This window comes from Micromonospora sp. M42, assembly GCF_000568915.1.
GTDB classification, from domain to species: domain Bacteria; phylum Actinomycetota; class Actinomycetes; order Mycobacteriales; family Micromonosporaceae; genus Micromonospora; species Micromonospora chalcea.
The window spans coordinates 5,767,272-5,786,810 of record NZ_KK037233.1 but is presented as its reverse complement, the minus strand read 5'-3'; the positions used below and the strand labels follow the sequence as shown (position 1 = coordinate 5,786,810).

The window sequence follows — 19,539 nt, the reverse complement described above, 5'->3', positions numbered from 1 at the left end:
AGCTTGAGCTTGTCCAGCGCCTCGACGCAGGTTCGGGGTAGTCCGAGCCGTCGATCGGGTAGAGCCCCGAGTAGACCATCGGCTTCGGGTCCTTGTAACCGCCGAGCGCCTCCTTGGCCGGGTTGTTGTTGATGGTGACCGTGTCACCGACCCGGGACTGGCGCACGTCCTTCACGCCGGTGATCAGGTAGCCCACCTCGCCGACGCCGAGCGCCTCGGCCTTGACCATCTCCGGCGAGATGACACCGATCTCCAGCAGCTCGTGGACCGCGCCGGTGGACATCATCTTGATCCGGTCCCGGGCCGAGATCCGGCCGTCGATCACCCGGACGTACGTGACCACGCCCCGGTAGACGTCGTACACCGAGTCGAAGATCATCGCGCGGGCCGGGGCCTCGGCGTCACCCACCGGCGGCACGAACTGCCGGACGATCTCGTCCAGCAGGTACGGCACGCCCTCGCCGGTCTTGCCGGAGACCTTGATGCAGTCCGCCGGGTCGCCGCCGATCAGGTGCGCCAGCTCCTCGGCGTACTTCTCCGGCTGGGCGGCCGGCAGGTCGATCTTGTTGAGCACCGGGATGATGTGCAGGTCGTTCTCGAGCGCCAGGTAGAGGTTGGCGAGCGTCTGCGCCTCGATGCCCTGCGCGGCGTCGACGAGCAGGATCGCGCCCTCGCAGGCAGCCAGCGAACGGGACACCTCGTAGGTGAAGTCCACGTGGCCCGGAGTGTCGATCATGTTGAGCACGGCCGTCTCACCGGCCCGGTCGCCCTCGCGGATCGTCCACGGCATCCGCACGGCCTGGCTCTTGATGGTGATGCCGCGCTCGCGCTCGATGTCCATCCGGTCCAGGTACTGCGCGCGCATCTGCCGTGGGTCGACCACACCGGTGAGCTGCAACATCCGGTCGGCCAGGGTCGACTTCCCGTGGTCGATGTGGGCGATGATGCAGAAGTTCCGGATGCGCGCCGGGTCGGTGGCACCAGGAGCGTTCGCGCCGGGATCGAGCGTCGGTGGCACAGCGGTCCGTTCTGGTCGGCTGACGTGAGCGGGCCGGCGCGCCGCCGGCCCCCTCCATGGTCCCACGTCGCCCCGGGAGCGCCCGGACTCCCCCTTTACTCCACTGCTATTCCACGGGTGGCTCCACGAAGAGGGTGGCCAGTCTCGGCAGCCGACGCCGGGCCTCCTCCTCGTCGTCGAAGTCCCAGAAGTCGTTCAGGTCGGGCACCGGCACCGGGTCACGCTCGGCCGGCAGGTCGGTCGCGGTGGCCTTCCGGTACGCGTCCCACGGCACCGCCAGCATGTCCTCGCACTCGAACTCCTCGCCGCTGAGCGCCGCCGCCCGCACCTGCGGCAACTCGGCGAGCGAGTCCGGGTCGCCGACCGCCTTGGCGAACACCGCCCGGCCCTGGGTCATCAGCCAGCCCCGGAAATACTCGAAGCCGTCGTCCGAGGCGCCGCCGTTGATCAGGTACGCCGCGCCCCAGAGATCCACCCGGTAGGAGGCGGCGAGCACCCGCCGCTGGTGGTGGGCGTACCCGACGATCTCCTCCGGGTCGCGCTCGGCCAGCAGCGCGACCGCCCGGGCGGCGACCGCGTCGGGCTCTCCCCCGGCCCCGGCGCGGGCGTCGTCGATCAGCTGCCAGAACTCGTCGGTCCTCATGGCAGGCAGTCTGGCAGAGCCCTCCGACGCGCCGGTTCGCCGCGCGCCACCGGTGCGGCGGGGCGGCGCGGCCCGCGTGCGGCAGCATGGTGCGGTGCGTGCGATCTCACTCCCGCCCGTCGCGTACGGGTCGACGGCCGTGCGGCCGGGCTGGGCCGACCTGCCGGCCGGGCTGCGGAACGCGCTGGCCGCCCGGCTCGGCGGCCCACCGGCGGCGGTACGGGTGGCCGCCGGCGGGTTCACCAGCGGATTCGCCGCCGTGCTGACCGGCCCAGACGGTGAGCGCGTGTTCGTCAAGGCGGCGGCGCTGCACGGGCAACGGCACCTGGTCGACTGGTACGCCCACGAGGCGGCGATCCTGGCCCGGCTCCCGGCCGGCCTGCCGGTGCCCCGGCCGCGCTGGGCGCTCACCGAGTCCGGCTGGTACGCGCTGGCGCTCGACGCGATCGACGGGCACACCCCCGCGCTGCCCTGGGCGCCGGCCGAGCTGGACGCCGCTCTCGCCACGTACGCCGAGGTGGCCGCCGCCCTCGCCGACCCGCCTGCGCAGCTGGCCGCGCTCCCGCTCCCCCGGCTCGCGGACCTGGCCCGCGACGACATCCTCTGGTGGGGCGAGGTGGCCGCCGGGCGCGAGCCGCTGCCCGAGCAGGCCGCCGGCGCCCCGCTGGCCGAGCTGGTGGCGCTGGAGTCGCGCCTGCCCGGGTACGCCGACGCGGCCCCCGGGCTGGCCCACGGCGACCTGCGGGTGGACAACCTCCTGATCGACTCCGGCGGGCGCGCCTGGCTGTGCGACTGGCCGTGGCTCTGTCACGGGCCGGCCTGGTTCGACCTGGCCGGGCTGCTGCTCACCGCGTACGCCAGTGGCCTGGACGCGGACGCCGCGTTCGCCGGTCACCCGGCGGTGGCAGGGGCGCCCGCTGATGCGCTGGACGTGACGCTGGCCGCGCTGGCCGGCTACTACCTGACCGGAGCCGCCGCCGAACCGTCGACGGCGTCCCCGCACCTGCGCGCCCACCAGCGCTGGAGCGGCGAGCAGGCGCTCAGCTGGCTGGCCGAGCGGCGAGGCTGGTCCTGACCCCACCCCGCCGGTTCCCCGTGATCCACCCCGGTTCGGCAAGGTGGCACGCATCCCACCGCCCCCTTGATCCACACCAGCACGGGGAGGTGGCGGCATCACACTTGCCCTGACCCCGCCACCTCCCCGAGCTGGCGCGCTGCCCGACCAGCCTGGAAACGCCGATCGGACTGGTGTGATCGCTGGGTGCGACGGCATGCTGGTGACGGTGGCAGGTGGGCCCCGGCCGGAGGCGTTTTGGCTCGTCGGGGACCGACCTGGTAGCCTGGCTTTTCGCGCGGCGATGACGCATGCTCGTCGTGCGCGAAAGCAGACCAACCCGAGCTATCAAGACGAGGCTGTCGCGTGGCGAACATCAAGTCCCAGATCAAGCGCAACCGGCAGAACGAGAAGCGCCGGCTGCGTAACAAGTCGGTCAAGTCGTCGCTGAAGACCGCCATCCGGAAGTTCCACGAGGCTGCCGAGGCGGGCGACGCCGAGAAGGCCACCGTGCTGATGCGTGAGGCCACCCGGAAGCTGGACAAGGCTGCCAGCAAGGGTGTCATCCACGCCAACCAGGCGGCCAACCGGAAGTCGGCGATCGCCAAGCGCGTCGCCTCGTTCTCTGCCTGACCGGCACCGCAGATCCCGACCGGAAGCCCCGGGGCCATCGAGCCCACGGGGCTTCCGGCTGTCCCACTCCGATCACGCCGCAGATCTTGGTACGAAACGGCCCCCTGAGGGGCGGTTCCGTACCAAGATCTCCGCGCGAAGGCGCAGGGAAGAGGCGCTGCTAGCGCTCGGTCGGGCGGTCGAACGTCGCGCGTTGCGGGTGGTGGTAGCGGACGCCCCGGGAGTCGGCTGGCGTGCCGCCCGGCAACGACCGGACGCTCCGGACCGCGCCGCTCGGCAGCGCGCGGGCGCTCGCGGGCACCCGGGCCCGGCCGACCACCGGCTCCATCTGCCGCCGGAAGCGGTCCCGCTCCTGCTCGGGCACCAGCGCCGCGGTGCGGACGACCATCTCGGCGACCACGTCGTTGAGCTTGACCATCGCGGCCACCGCGACCGGCAGCACCAGCACCGCCCACCAGCTCACCAGTTCGGCGAGCGCGAGCAGCACGGCGAGCGCCATCGCGCCCTCGAAGAACAGGAAGCAGAGCACCCCGCCCGGGTTGACGAAGCGCAGGCCCAGCACCCGGGCGTAGAGCGGGCGGTACCGCTCCTCGTCCGTGGCCACAGTCGACCACGATCGGGTCACCGGGCGCCGCCCTGCCGGGCCGCGGCCACCGAGAACACGGCTCGCTCCAGCGCGTACGCCCGGTCGTCGGCGCCGCCCTTGACCGCCGCGTTGCACTCGGCGGCCACCCGCATCGCCTCGACCAGGCCCTCCGGCGTCCAGCCCCGGGCCCGCACCTGAGCCTTCTCGATCTTCCAGGCCGGCATGCCCAGCGTCTTGGCCAGCTGGAACGGGCTTCCCCGCCCGGCGGCGGCGACCCGGGCCACGGTTCGTACGCCGTCGGCCAGCGCGTCGGCGATCGGCACCGGATCGACGCCGACGTGCAGCGCCCAGCGCAGCGCCTCCAGCGCGCCGGGCACGTCGCCGACCATCGTCGCGTCGGCCACCGTGAAGCCGGTCACCTCGGCCCGCCCCCGGTAGTAGCGGGCCACCGTGTCCGCGCTGATCCGCCCGTCCGTGTCGGCGAGCAGCTGCGAGCAGGCGGCGGCCAGCTCACGCATGTCGTTGCCGACCGCCGCGACCAGGGCGTCGGCCGCGTCCGGCGTGCACTTGCCCCCGTTACGGCGGATCTCGTCCCGCACGAAGGCGGCCCGTTCCCGGTCGCCCTTGAGCTTCATCGCCGGCACCACCGTGGCACCGGCCGCCCGAAGCCCGTCGGCGAACGCCTTGCCCTTGGCCCCGCCCAGGTGCAGCACGACGAGCTGCACGTCCGGGTCGGGGTTCTTCGCGTACGCCAGTAGCGCGGTGGACAGGTCCTTGCGGGCGTCCTGCCCGGAGCGGAGCACCAGCACCCGGCGGCCGCCGAACAGCGACGGGCTGAGCATCTCGGCGATCTCGCCGACGGTGAGCGTGCCGGCCTGGTATTCCCGCACGTCCACGTCGGGGTCCACCTCGCGGGCCCGGGCGACGGCTTCGGTCACCGCTCGCGTGGCGAGCAGCTCCTCGTCGCCGAGGACGAGCACAATAGGAGGCAGGTCGGCGGGGGTCACGTCGCCCATACTCGCACGCCCTCCGACCCGATCGGACCTGGTCATCGAGGACTGTGACGGCACAGCCCGCACTCAGCGCAAATCCAGACATTTGCCTTGATCCACCATCTATCCCAACAAGATTCGCCACCTCACCGCTGTCGTACCGGATCGGGGCCGCGCGTCACCACGGCGAGGCCGGCGCCGACGCGCACGGCGGCCAGGTCACCGCCGGTGTCGGTACGCAGCACCCGCGCGCCGCCCCGGGTCAGCCGGTCCAGCAGCCCGGCGTTGGGATGCCCGTAGTCGTTGTCGACGCCCACGCACACCAGCGCCACCGCCGGGCGCACCGCGGCGAGGAACTGCGGATCCTGGTACGCCGAGCCGTGGTGGGCCACCTTCAGCACGTCGGCCCGGATCGCGGCGGCCGGCATCGTCTCCAGCATCGCCCGCTGCTCCTCCGTCTCGGCGTCACCGGCGAGCAGGACCCGTACCCCGGCCACGGTGGCGGTCAGGACGAGTGAGTTGTTGTTCGGGTCGGACCGGCTGCCCCGCAGCGGGTACGGCGGCCCGACCGCGACCAGGTCCACCGCTCCGGCCCGCCACCGCCAGCCCGCCTGCGCGGCGGCGAGCGGCGCACCGGCCCGGCGGGCCGCCTCGCGTACCTGGGCGACGCCGTAGGGCGGCTCGGACCAGGACGGACCCACCACCGCGCCCACCCGCCGGCCCCGGAACACCCCGGCCACGCCGCCGACGTGGTCGACGTGGAAGTGACTGACCACCAGCAGCGACACCTCACGTACGCGCAGGCGGCGCAGGCAGGCGTCCACGCCGGACGGGTCCGGTCCGGCGTCGACCACCACGGCCCGGCCGGCCGCTACCGGCAGCACCACGGCGTCCCCCTGTCCCACCGCGCACGCCACCACCACCCAGCCGCGCGGCGGCCAGCCGGAGGCAAGCAACCGGATCGGCGCCGCGCCGAGCACCACCGCCATCACCACGACCGCGACCAGCCGCCGCGCCCGGCGTCGGCGGAAGGCGAGCAGCAGCGCCACGCTCACCCCCGCCAGCAGCAGGCCCCCGGCCCACCCCCGCCCACCCAGGGCAGGTTCCCGGCCGGCAGGTCCGCCCCGTGCGCGGCCACCGCCACCAGCCAGCGCGCCGGCCAACTCGCCAGCCAGGCCAGGAACTCCGCGCCGCCCGGCCACACCGGCGACAGCACCGCCGCCAGCACACCGAGCACAGTGGCGGGCGCGACGGCCGGCACCGCCAACAGGTTCGCCGGCACCGCCACCAGGCTCACCGTCGCGGACAGTCCGGCGATCACCGGGCCGCAGGCGAGCTGCGCGGCGGCCGGCACGGCCAGCGCCTCGGCCAGCCCGGGCGGTACGCCCGGCGGCGCAGCGCGTCCCGCCATCCCGGCGCCAGCAGCAGTCCCCCGGTGGCACAGACCGACAACGCGAACCCCGGGTCGCCCGCGAGGTCCGGGTCGTACAGGACCAGTCCGGTGACCGCCGCGGCGAGCGCGGGCAGCGCCGACCGGGACCGCCCGGCGGCCAGCGCGGCGAGCCCGATCGCACCCATCGCGGCGGCGCGCACCACGCTCGGCGAGGGCCGTACCAGGATGACGAACCCGACCAGGGCGAGCACACACAGCGTGGCGGCGGTACGCGGACCGGCGCGCGCCCAGCGGGCCAGCAGCAGCACCGCGCCGACCACTATCGCCACATTGGAGCCGGACACCGCGTTGAGGTGCGTCATCCCGGTGGCCCGGAAGTCCTCCTCCACCTCGGGCAGCAGCCGGCTGGTGTCCCTCACCACGAGGCCGGCAGCAGCCCGCCCGACGTAGTCACTAGCTAGCATTCACAAGAATGAATTGCCGATCACTCTGCGGCATTTTGCTGGCCGCAAGATCCGCATATACTCCTACTAGGAATCCGTCAGATCGAATGAGATCTTTGCTGGGGACTCAACCCGATCTAGAAAACCCTTGATCAGGCGAGTGACAAGTTTCTTGGCCGGACTAGTTGGTCGCGTTACGCTAGCCCTGACGTGAATAAATCGGCCCATCCGCGCCTACTAGGTGTTGAGCATCAACTGATGGTCGACGCGGACCAGGAGCATCGGTGGCCGGCCGGGGGGCACCGTACCGGGCGGGGGATCGTCGCGCAGCACGAGGTCGGCGGTGACCACTGCGCCTTCGGCGACCAGCGCTCGTACCGCCGTGGCGTCGCGGATCGCGAGCCGGGCGCCGGGTGGCGGCCGCCCCGCAGACCACGCCGAGCAGCACGGCGACCGCGATCCAGCCGTAGCGGCGGGTCGGTTCCCCCGGTCGGCGAGCACGCCGCAGCAGCGCAGGGCCGCCAGGAGGGCGAGCGCGGCGGCGACGGCGGCCGTCCACACGGTCGCGCGGACGGTGAGGTGCAGCCCGGCCAGCGCGGCGAGCCACGCGGCCACCGCCAACCCGGCCAGCCGCAGGTCGGGCACGTCGCGGACAGGCGCAGGGTCACCGTCGAGGACGGGCGAGGCAGCGGCACGCCGGCCGGTCACACCGTCACCAGTTCCTTGAGCTGCTCGTACCGGGCGTCGCCGATGCCGTCGACCTGCCGCAGGTCGGACACGGACCGGAAGCCGCCGTGCTGGTCGCGGTGGTCGAGGATCCGCTGGGCGAGCACCGGGCCGACGCCGGGTAGCGCGTCGAGCTGGGCAAGCGTCGCGGTGTTCAGGTTGACCGGTCCGGCCGGCGCCGCCGGTCCGCCCGGCGCACCGCCTGCGCCCGCCGCGGCGGGCCCGCCCGGTGGCGGTGGGGCGGTCACGCCGACCAGGATCAGTTCACCGTCGGTGACCTTGCGGGCGGGGTTGAGCAGCGCGACGTCGACGCCGGGCAGCGCGCCGCCTGCCGCTTCGACGGCGTCGGCCAGCCGGGCGCCGGCCGGCAGCCGGACCAGGCCGGGGCGGCGGACCTTCCGGCCACCGCGACGACCACCTGACCCGGTGCGCCGGCTGACGCGGGCACCCCGGTGACCGCCTCGGTCGCCGCGCCCACAGGCGCCTCGGAGGACGCCGTCACCGGCGGCACGGGTTCGGTGCTCGGACGCGAGCGCCAGGCCCAGACGGCGGCCACCACGACCACCACTGCCGCCACCGCCGCGAGCGCCCGCACACCCCGGCGGCCGGGATCGAACGCCCCGGGTCCGGGCAGCCGGGACGCCAGGCCGCGCGCGGCCACCGGAGCATCGTGGGACGGGCCGTCGTCGGCGTCCGGCTCGGCGGACCAGGGGTTCGCCCCGGACGAGGGTTCCCGCCCGCCGTCGCGCTCCGGGAAGCCGGGACGCAGCCCGAGACCCGGCTCGGCCTCGCCGGGCCCAGGCCCGAACAGCCGGGCGAGCCGCCGCCGTACCGTCGTCTCCTCGTCGTCTGGCACGGCTCGGGACGCTACGGCGACAGCTCGTCCCGCATCGGCCGATGAACGCTCACCTGTGGACAACCAAGGGACTGTGGACACACACCCGATCAAGCCCTGGCCGTGCTAGGTGGCCGAAAACTACGGTCAGCGCGCCTCCGGGTCCAGGCCGAGCGCGGCCCGTCCCCCGTCGACCGGCACGACCGCGCCGTTGACGAACGAGGCGCGTTCGGAGAGCAGGAACGCGACCACCTCGGCCACCTCGTCGGTACGCCCGATCCGGCCGAGCGGGTGCAGCCGGGCCATCTCCGCGTCGACGTGCGCGACCTCGGCCGGGTCGAGTCCGGCCAGGTAGGCGGCGTGCCGTTCGGTGTGGACGGAGCCGAGCGCCACCGCGTTGGCGCGGATCCCGTGGCGGCCGTAGTCGACGGCGAGCGCCCGGGTCAGCCCTTCCAGCGCGGCCTTGGCGGTGGCGTACGGCAGCGCGCCCGGCACCGCCCGGCGGGCCTGGTGGGACGAGACGTTGACGATCGCGCCGCCGGTCCGGGCGGCCAGGAACCGGCGTACGGCGGTGCCGGCCCCGGCCACGGCGGGCCGCAGGTTGAGCGTGATCAGGTCGACCACCTCGCTCGCGGGCGCGCGGTGCAGGTCGGCGTCGCGGAAGACGGCGGCGTTGTTGACCCAGCCGGCCAGCGGCGCGTACGCCTCGGCGCGGTCGGCGGCCCGGCCGGTGACCGCCTCGTCGCCGGCGTCCCCGGTCACGGCGTGCAGCCGGTCGGCGAGCGGATGCCGGGCCAGCCAGTCCAGTGCGCTCGTGTCCCGTTCGACCACGACCACGATGCCGCCGTCGGTGGCCAGCCGTTCGACGATGGCGCGTCCGACGCCGCGCCCGCCGCCGGTGACGACATACGACCGGAGGTTCATCCGGCCACCCTAGGGTGTACGGCGGTGGACCACCACGCACGCCAGCCCCGGCCCGGCGTGGGCGGCGACCACCGCTCCGGCCTCGGTGACGTACGTGTCGTGCAGCCGGTCGCCCAGCCGCTCGGTCAGCGCCGTCAGCAACTGCTCGGCCCGCTGCGGCGCGGCGAGGTGGTGCACCGCGACGTCGACCTGGGCGTCGTCTGCCGCCTCGACGGCGAGGTCGACCAGCCGCGCGACTCCCCGGCTGGCGGTACGGACCTTGTCCTTCACCACGATCGCGCCATCCGGCATGTGCATGATCGGCTTTACCGAGAGCGCGGTGCCGAGCAGCGCCTCGGCCGCGTTGATCCGGCCGCCCCGGCGCAGGAACTCCAGCGTGTCGACGTAGAAGTAGATGGTGGTGCGGGCGACCGCGTCCAGCGCCGCGTCGCGTACCCCGGTCAGGTCGGCGCCCGCCGCGGCGGCCGCGGCGGCGGCGAGCGCCGGGAAGCCGAGGCCCATGCCTGTGGATCGGCTGTCGACGACGGTGACGCGGTCGTCGCCGACCTCGGCGGCGGCGAGCCGGGCGGCCTCGACAGTGCCGGACAGCTCGGCGGACAGGTGCACCGACACCACGCCGTCGGCGCCCTCGGCGAGCAGCGTGCGGTAGACCTGCGCGAACTGTTCGGGCGCGGGCCGGGACGTGCTCACCGAGACCCGCCGGCCGCTCAGCGCGCGGGTGGCGTCGGCCGGGGAGGTCTCGACGCCCTCCAGCCCTTCCGCGCCGTTGAGCACGACTGTGAGCGGGACGACGGTGAGCCCGCGTGCGCGGGCCAGGTCGGAGGGCAGGTAGGCGGTGGAGTCGGTGACGACCGCGACGGGCATGACCGGCACGCTAGCCGATGGCGCGGTGACGCGCCGGGGCCGGAGGTGTCAGACCGCGTCGGTGAGCGCCGCCCGGGTGACCAGACCGACGTTGTGTGCCCGCAGGTGCCAGCCCCGGATGTCGTTGTGGCGCAGTTCGGTCCAGTGGCAGTTCGCCAGCGAGCCGAGGCTGCGCAGCACCGTGTGGTCCCAGCCGAGCAGGTGCCCGACGCCCTGCCGGGCGCCGCCGCCGTGGGTGGTCACCACGACCGTGCCGCCGACGGCGAGGTCGGCCGCGTCCTGGAACCCGGCGCCGAGCCGGGCACCCAGGTCACCCAGGGGTTCGAGGCCGGCACCCGGGTCCGGGTCGCCGGCCCGCCAGCGGGCGTACTCGTCGGGGAACCGTTCGGCCACCTCGGTCAGGGTGAGGCCCTGCCACTGGCCGAAGTGCCGTTCCCGCAGCCGCGCGTCGGTGCGGACCGGCAGCCCGGTCAGCGCCGCGAGCGCGGCGGCGGTGTCGGCGGCCCGGCGCAGGTCGCTGGCGACGATCGCGTCCGGGCGCAGGGCGGCGAGCACCGGGGCGGCGGCGTGGGCCTGCTCGCGGCCGAGGTCGTTGAGGGGCACGTCGGTCTGGCCCTGGACGCGGCTCGCGGCGTTCCAGTCGGTGTTGCCGTGCCGCCAGATGATCAGTCGGGTCATTCGGCGGTGGCGCTGCCGGCGGCCGAGTCGGCCAGGTCGCGATCGGTGAACGGGATCTGCGGGCAGTCCTTCCAGAGCCGGTCGAGCGCGTAGAACTCGCGCTCCTCGGTGTGCTGGACGTGGACCACGATGTCGACGTAGTCGAGCAGCACCCAGCGGCCGCCGCGCTCGCCTTCGCGGCGCACCGGCTTGGCCTTCTCCGGCAGCTCCAGCAGGCGCTCCTCGATGGCGTCGACGATGGCGAGCACCTGACGCTCGTTCGGAGCGGCGGCCAGCAGGAACGCGTCGGTGATCGCGAGCTGGTCGCCCACGTCGATGATGACGATGTCCTGTGCCTTCTTGTCGGCCGCGGCCTGGGCGGCGGCCATCGCCAGCTCGTGCGCGCGCTCGGAAACTGTCACCGTTCTCCTTCGATCAACCGTGCGACCCTCCAAGCCTCTCACACCCGGCGGTGCGGCGACTTGTCAGTTCTGGTCGATTTCAGGCACAAACGGGGACATAAAGCGCGGAATCACCGCTGATAGAGACGCCGTTTCGCGATGTACTGCACCACACCGTCGGGCACCAGGTACCACACCGGTTCGCCCCGGGCGACCCGCGCGCGGCAGTCGGTCGAGGAGATCGCCATCGCGGGCACCTGCACGAGGCTCACCGAGTCGGCCGGCAGGTGCTTGTCGGTCAGTTCGAAGCCGGGCCGGGTCACGCCGATGAAGTGGGCCAGTTCGAGCGCCTCGTCCAGATCCTTCCAGGAGAGGATGCGCTCCAGCGCGTCCGCGCCGGTGATGAAGAACAGCTGCGCCTTCGCGCCGTACTCGGCGTGCAGGTCGCGCAGCGTGTCGACGGTGTAGGTGGGGCCGCCGCGGTCGATGTCGACCCGGCTCACCTGGAAGCGCGGGTTGGAGGCGGTGGCGATCACCGTCATCAGATAACGGTCCTCGGCCGGGGTGACCGCTTCCTCCGCCTTCTGCCACGGCTGTCCGGTGGGCACGAAGACCACCTCGTCCAGACCGAACCGGTCGGCCACCTCGCTCGCCGCCACCAGGTGCCCGTGGTGGATCGGGTCGAACGTGCCGCCCATGATGCCGACCCGCCGGATGTCTTCCTCCACCCAGCGATCGTAGGCCGCCCGCCCGGCGGCTCCGGGCGGGGTCCGCCGTCGAGCGCGCCGGGCGGTCCCCCACCCGGCGCGCTCCCAGCTCAGGCCGACGCGGCGGCCACCGCCGTCCGGGCCACGAGCGCCCGGCGCATGTCGTCGTCCAGGTCGGTCACCCACCGCCGCAGGCCCGGCGTCAGGTCGTCGCGGGCCAGCAGCGCCGCGGCCATCTCCCGGGTGGGCTGCGCCACGGCGTAGCGGGGGTAGGCGGCCACCGTGACCGCGTCGGCCACCCACGCGGTACGCAGACGCGCCGCCGCCGGCATGTCGGTGAAGTAGCGCTGCACGAACCCGGCGGTCAGCTCTGCCTGCTCGGGCTGCCAGAAGCCCTCGGCGGTCGCCTCGACCAGGCGGTTGGACAGCTCGGTGCTGCGGGTGACGATCTCCCAGGCGGCCCGCTTCGCGTCGGCGTCGGGCAGCGCGGCCCGGCACGCGGCGGCCTGCTCGGCGCCGGTGGCGCTGCGGTCGGCGTCGGCCTCGGCGTCGATCTGCGGCGTACCGGCCGCGCCGAGCACCACCAGCCGGCGCAGCACCGCCCAGCGCAGGTCGGTGTCCACGGCCAGCCCCGACGGCACGTCCTTACCGGCCAGCCAGCCGGCGAGCATCGCGGTGTCGGTGGTGGCGGCGATCAGGCCCCGCGCCGCCGCCAGTTGCAGGGAACCGCCCGCGGGGGCCGAGTCGAGCAACGCCGCGCAGGCGGTCGCCACCCGCAGCAGCGCCGCGTCCCGGCCGAGCGGGTCGAGGTAGCGGTCGATCAGCCGGCGACTGAGCAGCAGCACGTCCTCGACGATCGTCACCTCGGTCTCGGCGGGCAGCGCCGCCGCGATCAGCGCGGCCAGCGCGCCGGCCGGCCGTTCCCCGTCGGTGACCGCGTCCAGCGCCTCGCCCCAGAGCAGCGCCCGGGCCAGCGGATCGTCGAGCCCCGGCAGCAGCAGCGGCACCGCGTCCGCCGAGGCCGGGTCGAGGCGGATCTTGGCGAACGTCAGGTCACCGGCGTTCGGCAGCAGCAGCCCGGTGGCGGGCCGTCCGACCAGCTCGGGCAGCGGCGTCCGGCCGCCGTCGGCGTCGGGGTCGAGGTCGACGTCGAACCGGTACGCCGGGCCGTCGGCGGTGTGGTGGGCCACGCCGATACGGTGCGGCCGCAGCACCGGGTGGCTCGCCGGGGCGGTCTGCACGATCGCCACGTCGGTCCACCGCCCGTCGGCGTCCACGGCGGTGTCGACCCGCAGCGTGTTCACCTGCGCGCGGCGCAGCCAGCGTTCCGCCCAGCCGTCCAGGTCGCGGCCGCTCGCCGTACCCAGGGCGGCCAGCAGGTCGGCGAGCGTCGCGTTGCCGAAGCGGTGCGCGGCGAAGTGCGCGTTCAGCCCGGCCAGGAACGCCTCGTCACCGAGCCAGGCGACGAGCTGGCGCAGCACGCTGGCGCCCTTGGCGTACGAGATGCCGTCGAAGTTCAGCAGCGCCCGGGCGGCGTCTGCCACCTCCTCCGGCGCCACCGGGTGGGTGGAGGGGCGCTGGTCGGCGGTGTAGCCCCAGGCCTTGCGACGGCTCGCGAACGTGGTCCACGCCCGGTCGAACCGGGTCGCCTCGGCGGTGACCCGGGTGCCGAGGTATTCGGCGAAGGACTCGTTGAGCCACAGGTCGTCCCACCAGCTCATGGTGACCAGGTCGCCGAACCACATGTGCGCCATCTCGTGGGCGATGGTGGTGGCGCGCAGCTCCCGCTGGGTGTCGGTCACCGCCGAGCGGAAGACGTAGTCGTCGCGGATCGTGACCAGGCCCGGGTTCTCCATCGCGCCGGCGTTGAACTCGGGCACGAACGCCTGGTCGTACTTGCCGAACGGGTAGCGCTCGGCGAACAGCTGATGGAAGTGGTCGAAGCACTGCCGGGTGACTGTGAGGATCTCGTCGGCGTCGGCGTCCAGGTGGGCGGCGAGCGAACGCCGGCAGTAGAGGCCGAGCGGGATGCCGTCGTGCTCGGCGCGCAGCACGTGCCAGGGCCCGGCGATCAGAGAGACGAAGTAGGTCGCGAGCGGCTCGGTGGTGGCGAACTCCCAGCGCCCCGGTGCGGGCCGGTCGGCGAGCGGCCCGTTGGCGGCCACCGTCCACTCCGTCGGCGCGGTGACGGTCAGCGTCACCGGGGCCTTCAGGTCGGGCTGGTCGAACGCGGCGAAGAGGCGCGGCCCCTCGTCCAGGAAGGACAGCGCGTAGAGGTAGGTCTCGCCGTCGGCCGGGTCGACGAACCGGTGCAGCCCCTCGCCGGTGTTGGAGTAGGCCATCTCGGCCTCGACGGTGAGCGTGTTGTCGGCGGCCAGGCCGGTCAGCGGCAGCCGGCCGTCCGCCAGCAGGGCCGGGTCGAGGTCGTTGCCGTTGAGGCGGGCGGCGAGGAGTCGGCGGGGTTTGACGTCGACGAAGGTCTCGGCGCCGGGGGTGGCCCGGAACCGGATGGTGACGGCGGAGCGGAACCGCTCGGCGTCGCCGGTCAGGTCGAGGTCCACATCGTAGGACTCGACGGTGATCGACGCGCGGCGCGCGGTCGCCTCTGCACGGGTGAGGCTCGGCATCCGCTTATCCTGCCCGATGTGGTCCGCTCGGGCCGCCTCGTTACGCATGGCGATGGAGGAGCAGCGATGGGTCAGCACCCCAAGGGCGATTTCGACCTCTCCCGGGCGGTTTGGCAGCGGGCAGAGGGCGACACCTCCGAGGGAGCGGTCGAGGTGGCATTCGTCGACGACCTGATCGGTATGCGCAACTCCGCCGAGCCGGACGGGCCCGTGCTGGTCTTCACCCAGGCCGAGTGGGACGCGTTCGTCGCCGGCGCCCAGGACGGCGAGTTCGACCTGGACTGAGCGCACCTCAGTCACCGTCGCCCCAGCCGAGGCCGCCCGGACCGGGCGCGTGGTGGAAGCCGGGGTGCCCGGCCACGTCGGCGCAGCGCTCGCCGTCGGGCCCGACCGCGTCGCAGAACAGCCGCTCGGCCCGGTGCCAGGCGTCCGCCGGGGACAGGGCCGCCGCGCCGAGCGCCAGCTCCGGGCGGAGCAGGCCGAGCGCTTCGGCGTACGCCACCGCCTGCTCCCGCGCGACGGCGGGATCGGTGGCGGCGAAGCCCAGGTGCACGGTGAAGTACCGCGGTGGGCGGGCCCCGGCGCGCCGGGGCCCGCCGATCAGCGGACCGTCGCGGCCGTCCCCGCGCAGCCCGGCCCACGCCTCGCGGTGCCGCCGTGCCGCGCTGTCGTCACGCATCAGTGCCCTCCCCCGTCGCCGGTGACCGCCGCCGGACACCACGCCGGCGGGCGCCGGACCGGTAGCCGCCGGTCCGCGTGCCTCGAGGGAACCAGCTTTTCCGCCGCCGGGGAGGGGCCAGCGTCCGCCCGACCGGCTGGCCCCTCCCGCGTGCGGCCCGAGCTGCTGAGATGAAGGGTTCGGCGGCGTCGCCCGGGGTAGGTAGGCAGCGCCGCCGAACCGCGTCAGGAGCAGCCGACATGAGCACCATGCCGAGCGACCGGAGCCCGGACAGCACGCTCGCCTTCATCCGGGAGGGCTACCGCTTCGTCGGCTCCCGCTGCGACCGCCTCGGCACCGACGTGTTCCAGACCCGGCTGCTGCTGGAGCCGACGATCTGCCTGCGCGGCCGGGAGGCCGCCGAGCTGTTCTACGACGAGGAGCGGTTCGTGCGGCGGGGCGCCATGCCGATGCGCGGGCAGCGCACGCTCACCGGTGTCGGCGGCGTGCAGGGCCTGGACGGGCAGGCGCACCGGGTCCGCAAGGCGATGTTCATGTCGATCATGACGTCGGCCGCGATCCGCCGCCTCGGGGAGATCTTCGACGAGCAGTGGCAGGCCCGGATCCCGGTCTGGGCCCGCAACGGCCCGGTGGTGCTCTACGACGAGGTGGGCGAGATCCTGACCCGTACGGTCTGGGCCTGGGCCGGGGTGCCGCTGGCCGAGGCCGACGTGCCGCGCCGCACCGCCGAGATGCACGCGATGATCGAGGCGCCGGCCGCGCTGGGCCCCCGGCACTGGCGCGGCCGGCTCGGCCGCTACCGCGCGCAACGATGGGCCGGCGACCTGATCGAACGGGTACGCGCGGGCGCGGTGCCCGCCCCGGAGGGCAGCGCGCTGGCTGTCGTGGCCGGGCACCGGGACGAGCGGGGACTGCCGCTGCCCCGCCGGATCGCCGCCGTGGAACTGCTCAACGTGCTGCGCCCCACCGTCGCGGTGGACCGGTACGTGGTCTTCGCCGCGCTGGCGCTGCACGACCACCCGCACTGGCGGGACCGGCTGCCCGGCGACGACGCCGCGACCGAGCGGTTCGTGCAGGAGGTACGCCGCTACTACCCGTTCTTCCCGGTCACCGCGGCCCGGGTGCGCCGCTCGTTCCAGTGGCGCGGGTACACGTTCCCGCAGGGCCGGCGGGTGCTGCTCGACCTGTACGGCACCAACCACCACCCCGGCATCTGGCCGGAGCCGGAGCAGTTCCGCCCCGAGCGCTTCACCGGCTGGCGCGACGACCCGTTCGGCCTGGTCCCGCAGGGCGGCGGCGACCACTTCACCGGCCACCGCTGCGCCGGCGAGTGGATCACCATCGAGCTGATGAAGCGGGCCGTGACGAACCTGACCGGCACGATGGACTACCGCGTACCGCCGCAGGACCTGGCGCTCGACCTGGGCGCCATGCCGGCGTTGCCGCCCAGCGGGCTGGTGCTCGACGGCGTACGCCCGGTCGACGGGGCACATCGGGCCGACGGGGTGCGCCCGCTGCGCTGAAGCGGACGCCCCCGGTCGCGGTCAGGCGGCCTGCGGGTGCAGCACCGTACGCAGGCAGCCGTCCTCCTTCTTCTCGAAGATCTCGTAACCCCGGGCGCCCTGCTCCAGCGACATCGGGTGGGTGGCCAGGTAGCCGGGGTCGATCTCGCCGGCCGCGACCCGGTCCAGCAGCATCGGGATGTAGCGCTGGGCGTGCATCTGCCCCATCCGCAGCACCAGGGCCTTGTTCATGGCCGTGCCGAGCGGGAACTTGTCCACCAGGCCGCCGTACACGCCGACGATGCTCACCGTGCCGCCCTTGCGAGCCGCCATGATCGCCTGCCGGACCGAGGTGGGCCGGTCGGTCTGCGCGCGTACCGTCTGCTTTGCCTTGTCGTACGCGTACGCCGGGCCGACGTCGTGCGACTCCATGCCGACGGCCTCGATGCAGGCGTCCGGGCCGCGCCCGGCGGTCATCTCCCGCAGCGCCTCCAGCACGTCGGTCTCGGCGTAGTTGATCGTCTCGACGCCGAGGCGCTGCGACGCGGTGGCGAGCCGTTCCGGCAGCCGGTCGATGACCACCACCCGCTCGGCGCCGAGGATCTGCGCGGACCGGGCCGCCATCTGGCCGACGCCGCCGGCGCCCCAGACGGCCACCACCTCGCCGCCCTTGAGGTTGCAGAAGTCGGCGGCCATCCAGCCGGTCGGCATGGCGTCGGAGGCGAACACGACCGAGTCGTCCGGCACCCCGTCCGGCACGGTGAACGCGCCGACGTCGCCGAACGGCACCCGGATGTACTCGGCGTGGCTGCCGGAGTAGCCGCCGGCCGCGTGCGAGTAGCCGAGGATGCCGGCCGGCGAGTGGCCCCACAGCTTCTCGGTGAAGACCGGCTGCGGGTTGGAGTTGTCGCAGAGCGAGAACTGCTCGGTGCGGCAGTACCAGCACGAGCCGCAGGCCACCACCGAGCCGACCACCACCCGGTCACCGACGGAGATGCGCCGCACGTCGGGGCCGGTCTCGACCACCTCACCCATGAACTCGTGGCCGAGGATGTCCCCCTCGCGCATCGCCGGCAGGTAGCCGTTGATCAGATGCAGGTCGGAGCCGCAGACGCTGCTCGCGCGCACCTTGACGATGATGTCGCCGCCGGACCTGATGGTCGGCTCCGGCACGTCCCGTACGGCCAGCTTCCCTACGCCCTCCCAGCACAACGCCCTCACGGCCGTCCTCCCACCATCAGCTTCTCGCGTACCTTGTCCGTCGCCCGCTCCTGACGCGGGCTGCGCCCGGACGGGTCGTGCCGGGTGTCCAGCACGTGCCCGGTCTCGATCAGCGACTTGATCCGGCGCAGCGCGGTGCGCAGCCCCAGGTCCGGGTCGGTGCCACCGACCAGCCCGACCGCGCGCCGGATCGGCCCGGAGCGCCAGCGCAGCTCGGCCCGGATCTCGGTGCCCCGATCCTGCGGCGCGGTCACCAGCTCGACCCGGCCGCGCTGGGCCACCGGCCCGTCGGTGACCCGCCAGCTCAACCGGCCGGGGCCGTCGACGGTGATCTCGGCCCGCCACTCGGTGCCGCCGCCGGCCGGGTCGGCCGCCACGCAGCGCCACCGGTTCGCGTCGAGCTGCTCCAGCGTGGCCCACTCGGCCAGCCCTCGATCGAGCCGTTCCCGGTCGGTCCAGAACCCGATCACCGCGTCGACCGGCCGGTCCACGGTGATGCCGCGGCGCACCACGTACCAGCCGTCCTCGCGGTCGGGCTGGTGCCGGTGCCGTCGCCGGGCGACCGTCCGGGTGACTCCGAGCGCGGTCACCGCGGCGGCGCCGGCCAGCGCCCATCTCGTCGCGTTGCTGGGCATCACGTCTCCTCCCGACTCGGACCGTCCCGTATCCGGGTGCGCTACCCGACACAGCCCGCCCGAAACGGTTTCAGCAGCCGCATTCCGGGCAAGTCGCGTCACCCGGCACGAGGGGAGACGACATGACCCGACCGACCGCCGCGCAGCCGCGCGACGAGGGCGCCGCGTCCGCGCCGGTCCGGCTGCCGATGGCGTACGTCCTGCCGCTGCGCGCCCACGACGACGGCGGCCTGGACGAGCTGACCGGGTACCTGCGGGAGCTGAGCCGCTGGGTCGACGTGGTGGTGGTCGACGCCTCGCCGCCGCAGCTGTTCGCCCGGCACGCCGCCGCCTGGGACGGGCTGGTGCGGCACGTGCCGCCGGACCCGGCGCTGCGCGGACGCAACGGCAAGGTGCTCGGCGTGCTCACCGGCGTCGCGCTGGCCCGGCACGAGCACGTGGTGATCGCCGACGACGACATCCGGTACGACCTGCCGGCCCTGCGCGCCGTGCACCAGCTGCTGGACGGGGTCGACCTGGTCCGCCCGCAGAACCACTTCGACCCGCTGCCGTGGCACGCCTGGTGGGACACCGGCCGGACGCTGCTCGCCCGCGCGTTCGGCGGGGACTGGCCCGGCACGCTCGGGGTGCGGCGGGGCACGTTCCTGGCGATGGGCGGCTACGACCCGGACGTGCTCTTCGAGAACCTGGAGCTGGTCCGGACCGTGCGCGCGTACGGCGGCAGCACCGCCACCCCGGCGTGGCTGTACGTGCGGCGGCTCCCGCCCTCCGCGGCGCACTTCCTCGGGCAGCGCGTCCGCCAGGCGTACGACGAGACGGCCCGGCCGGCGTGGCTGCTCGCCGCGCTGGCGGTGCTGCCCGCGACGGCGGCCGCGCTCGCCACCCGCCGGCCCGGGCTGCTGCTGCGGGCCGGGCTGGCGACTGTCGCGGTGGCGGAGCTGGGCCGGCGACGGGCCGGCGACGCGGCGGTGTTCCCGGCGCACACCAGCCTGGCCGCGC

Annotated in this window: 17 protein-coding genes and 3 pseudogenes; 5 read left to right on the top strand and 15 right to left on the bottom strand. The window is 74.2% G+C overall.

Annotation, left to right across the window (positions count from 1 at the left end):
- Both MCBG_RS26715 and MCBG_RS26710 read right to left on the bottom strand, forming a co-directional pair.
- A pseudogene (locus MCBG_RS26715) lies at positions 1–1,018 on the bottom strand (GTP-binding protein); the annotation flags it as partial.
- Positions 1,019–1,124: 106 nt separating this feature from the next.
- The gene (locus MCBG_RS26710; RefSeq protein WP_043328995.1) at positions 1,125–1,661 is read right to left on the bottom strand and encodes a DUF4240 domain-containing protein; all 537 of its coding nucleotides are present in this window, start codon (positions 1,659–1,661) and stop codon (positions 1,125–1,127) included.
- On the opposite strand from MCBG_RS26710, the gene MCBG_RS26705 reads away from it, so the two are divergent.
- Positions 1,660–2,736, top strand: coding sequence for a phosphotransferase family protein (locus MCBG_RS26705; protein ID WP_223201343.1), 1,077 nt, complete (start codon positions 1,660–1,662; stop codon positions 2,734–2,736). The genes MCBG_RS26710 and MCBG_RS26705 overlap by 2 nt on opposite strands.
- 345 nt (positions 2,737–3,081) lie before the next feature.
- A complete protein-coding gene (rpsT, locus tag MCBG_RS26700; RefSeq protein WP_030503107.1) occupies positions 3,082–3,348 on the top strand; it encodes a 30S ribosomal protein S20 in 267 nt (88 codons plus the stop codon).
- Positions 3,349–3,508: 160 nt separating this feature from the next.
- On the opposite strand, the gene MCBG_RS26695 is transcribed toward rpsT, so the two are convergent.
- The 10 genes and pseudogenes from MCBG_RS26695 to pepN form a co-directional block, all read right to left on the bottom strand.
- Positions 3,509–3,973, bottom strand: a complete 465-nt coding sequence (locus MCBG_RS26695; protein WP_043328992.1) for a hypothetical protein — start codon at positions 3,971–3,973, stop codon at positions 3,509–3,511.
- Entirely contained in the window at positions 3,970–4,950 is a 981-nt protein-coding gene (gene holA, locus MCBG_RS26690) for a DNA polymerase III subunit delta (protein ID WP_043328991.1), read from the bottom strand. Before holA ends, MCBG_RS26695 begins: the two co-directional genes overlap by 4 nt.
- 122 nt (positions 4,951–5,072) lie before the next feature.
- Positions 5,073–7,470: pseudogene (locus MCBG_RS26685) on the bottom strand (ComEC/Rec2 family competence protein).
- Positions 7,467–8,344: pseudogene (locus MCBG_RS26680) on the bottom strand (helix-hairpin-helix domain-containing protein). Before MCBG_RS26680 ends, MCBG_RS26685 begins: the two co-directional pseudogenes overlap by 4 nt.
- Before the next feature lie 126 nt (positions 8,345–8,470).
- Positions 8,471–9,247, bottom strand: coding sequence for an SDR family NAD(P)-dependent oxidoreductase (locus tag MCBG_RS26675; RefSeq protein WP_043328990.1), 777 nt, complete (start codon positions 9,245–9,247; stop codon positions 8,471–8,473).
- Positions 9,248–9,256: 9 nt separating this feature from the next.
- Positions 9,257–10,111, bottom strand: a complete 855-nt coding sequence (locus tag MCBG_RS26670; protein ID WP_043328988.1) for a DegV family protein — start codon at positions 10,109–10,111, stop codon at positions 9,257–9,259.
- A gap of 48 nt (positions 10,112–10,159) precedes the next feature.
- Entirely contained in the window at positions 10,160–10,789 is a 630-nt protein-coding gene (locus tag MCBG_RS26665) for a histidine phosphatase family protein (protein ID WP_043328986.1), read from the bottom strand.
- Positions 10,786–11,190 (bottom strand): ribosome silencing factor, encoded by a 405-nt coding sequence (gene rsfS, locus MCBG_RS26660; protein ID WP_043328985.1) that lies wholly within the window; start codon positions 11,188–11,190, stop codon positions 10,786–10,788. Before rsfS ends, MCBG_RS26665 begins: the two co-directional genes overlap by 4 nt.
- 110 nt (positions 11,191–11,300) lie before the next feature.
- Positions 11,301–11,897, bottom strand: a complete 597-nt coding sequence (gene nadD, locus MCBG_RS26655) for a nicotinate-nucleotide adenylyltransferase (protein WP_030503098.1) — start codon at positions 11,895–11,897, stop codon at positions 11,301–11,303.
- Positions 11,898–11,986: 89 nt separating this feature from the next.
- Complete coding sequence (pepN, locus tag MCBG_RS26650) at positions 11,987–14,503, bottom strand: aminopeptidase N (RefSeq protein ID WP_043328983.1); 2,517 nt, start codon at positions 14,501–14,503, stop codon at positions 11,987–11,989.
- A gap of 66 nt (positions 14,504–14,569) precedes the next feature.
- Here pepN and MCBG_RS26645 point away from each other — a divergent pair, with 66 nt between their 5' ends.
- Positions 14,570–14,788: a DUF397 domain-containing protein gene (locus MCBG_RS26645; RefSeq protein ID WP_013287999.1), complete on the top strand. Its 219-nt coding sequence runs from the start codon at positions 14,570–14,572 to the stop codon at positions 14,786–14,788.
- A 7-nt stretch (positions 14,789–14,795) separates the two neighbouring features.
- On the opposite strand, the gene MCBG_RS26640 is transcribed toward MCBG_RS26645, so the two are convergent.
- On the bottom strand, positions 14,796–15,182 hold the full coding sequence (locus MCBG_RS26640) for a hypothetical protein (RefSeq protein WP_043328981.1): 387 nt from the start codon (positions 15,180–15,182) through the stop codon (positions 14,796–14,798).
- Between the two features lie 239 nt (positions 15,183–15,421).
- On the opposite strand from MCBG_RS26640, the gene MCBG_RS26635 reads away from it, so the two are divergent.
- Positions 15,422–16,705 carry a cytochrome P450 gene (locus MCBG_RS26635; RefSeq protein ID WP_043328980.1) on the top strand — a complete coding sequence of 428 codons (1,284 nt, stop codon included), beginning with the start codon at positions 15,422–15,424 and terminating at the stop codon, positions 16,703–16,705.
- Positions 16,706–16,726: 21 nt separating this feature from the next.
- Here the strand turns inward: MCBG_RS26635 and MCBG_RS26630 are convergent, their stop codons facing one another.
- Entirely contained in the window at positions 16,727–17,905 is a 1,179-nt protein-coding gene (locus MCBG_RS26630) for a zinc-dependent alcohol dehydrogenase (protein WP_043328979.1), read from the bottom strand.
- Entirely contained in the window at positions 17,902–18,540 is a 639-nt protein-coding gene (locus tag MCBG_RS26625) for an SRPBCC family protein (protein WP_043328977.1), read from the bottom strand. Before MCBG_RS26625 ends, MCBG_RS26630 begins: the two co-directional genes overlap by 4 nt.
- 122 nt (positions 18,541–18,662) lie before the next feature.
- Here MCBG_RS26625 and MCBG_RS26620 point away from each other — a divergent pair.
- Positions 18,663–19,539 (top strand): glycosyltransferase family 2 protein (locus MCBG_RS26620; RefSeq protein WP_043328976.1); only part of this gene is annotated, 877 nt, incomplete at its 3' end.

Excerpts from the sequence above, each read along its gene's own strand:
- MCBG_RS26625 (WP_043328977.1), bottom strand. The coding sequence starts at position 18,540 with ATGCCCAGCAACGCGACGAGATGGGCGCTGGCCGGCGCCGCCGCGGTG.
- MCBG_RS26640 (WP_043328981.1), bottom strand. The coding sequence starts at position 15,182 with ATGCGTGACGACAGCGCGGCACGGCGGCACCGCGAGGCGTGGGCCGGG.
- MCBG_RS26665 (WP_043328986.1), bottom strand. The coding sequence starts at position 10,789 with ATGACCCGACTGATCATCTGGCGGCACGGCAACACCGACTGGAACGCC.
- holA (WP_043328991.1), bottom strand. The coding sequence starts at position 4,950 with ATGGGCGACGTGACCCCCGCCGACCTGCCTCCTATTGTGCTCGTCCTC.
- MCBG_RS26705 (WP_223201343.1), top strand. The coding sequence starts at position 1,660 with ATGGCAGGCAGTCTGGCAGAGCCCTCCGACGCGCCGGTTCGCCGCGCG.
- pepN (WP_043328983.1), bottom strand. The coding sequence starts at position 14,503 with ATGCCGAGCCTCACCCGTGCAGAGGCGACCGCGCGCCGCGCGTCGATC.
- MCBG_RS26645 (WP_013287999.1), top strand. The coding sequence starts at position 14,570 with ATGGGTCAGCACCCCAAGGGCGATTTCGACCTCTCCCGGGCGGTTTGG.
- MCBG_RS26675 (WP_043328990.1), bottom strand. The coding sequence starts at position 9,247 with ATGAACCTCCGGTCGTATGTCGTCACCGGCGGCGGGCGCGGCGTCGGA.
- MCBG_RS26635 (WP_043328980.1), top strand. The coding sequence starts at position 15,422 with ATGAGCACCATGCCGAGCGACCGGAGCCCGGACAGCACGCTCGCCTTC.
- MCBG_RS26710 (WP_043328995.1), bottom strand. The coding sequence starts at position 1,661 with ATGAGGACCGACGAGTTCTGGCAGCTGATCGACGACGCCCGCGCCGGG.
- MCBG_RS26670 (WP_043328988.1), bottom strand. The coding sequence starts at position 10,111 with ATGCCCGTCGCGGTCGTCACCGACTCCACCGCCTACCTGCCCTCCGAC.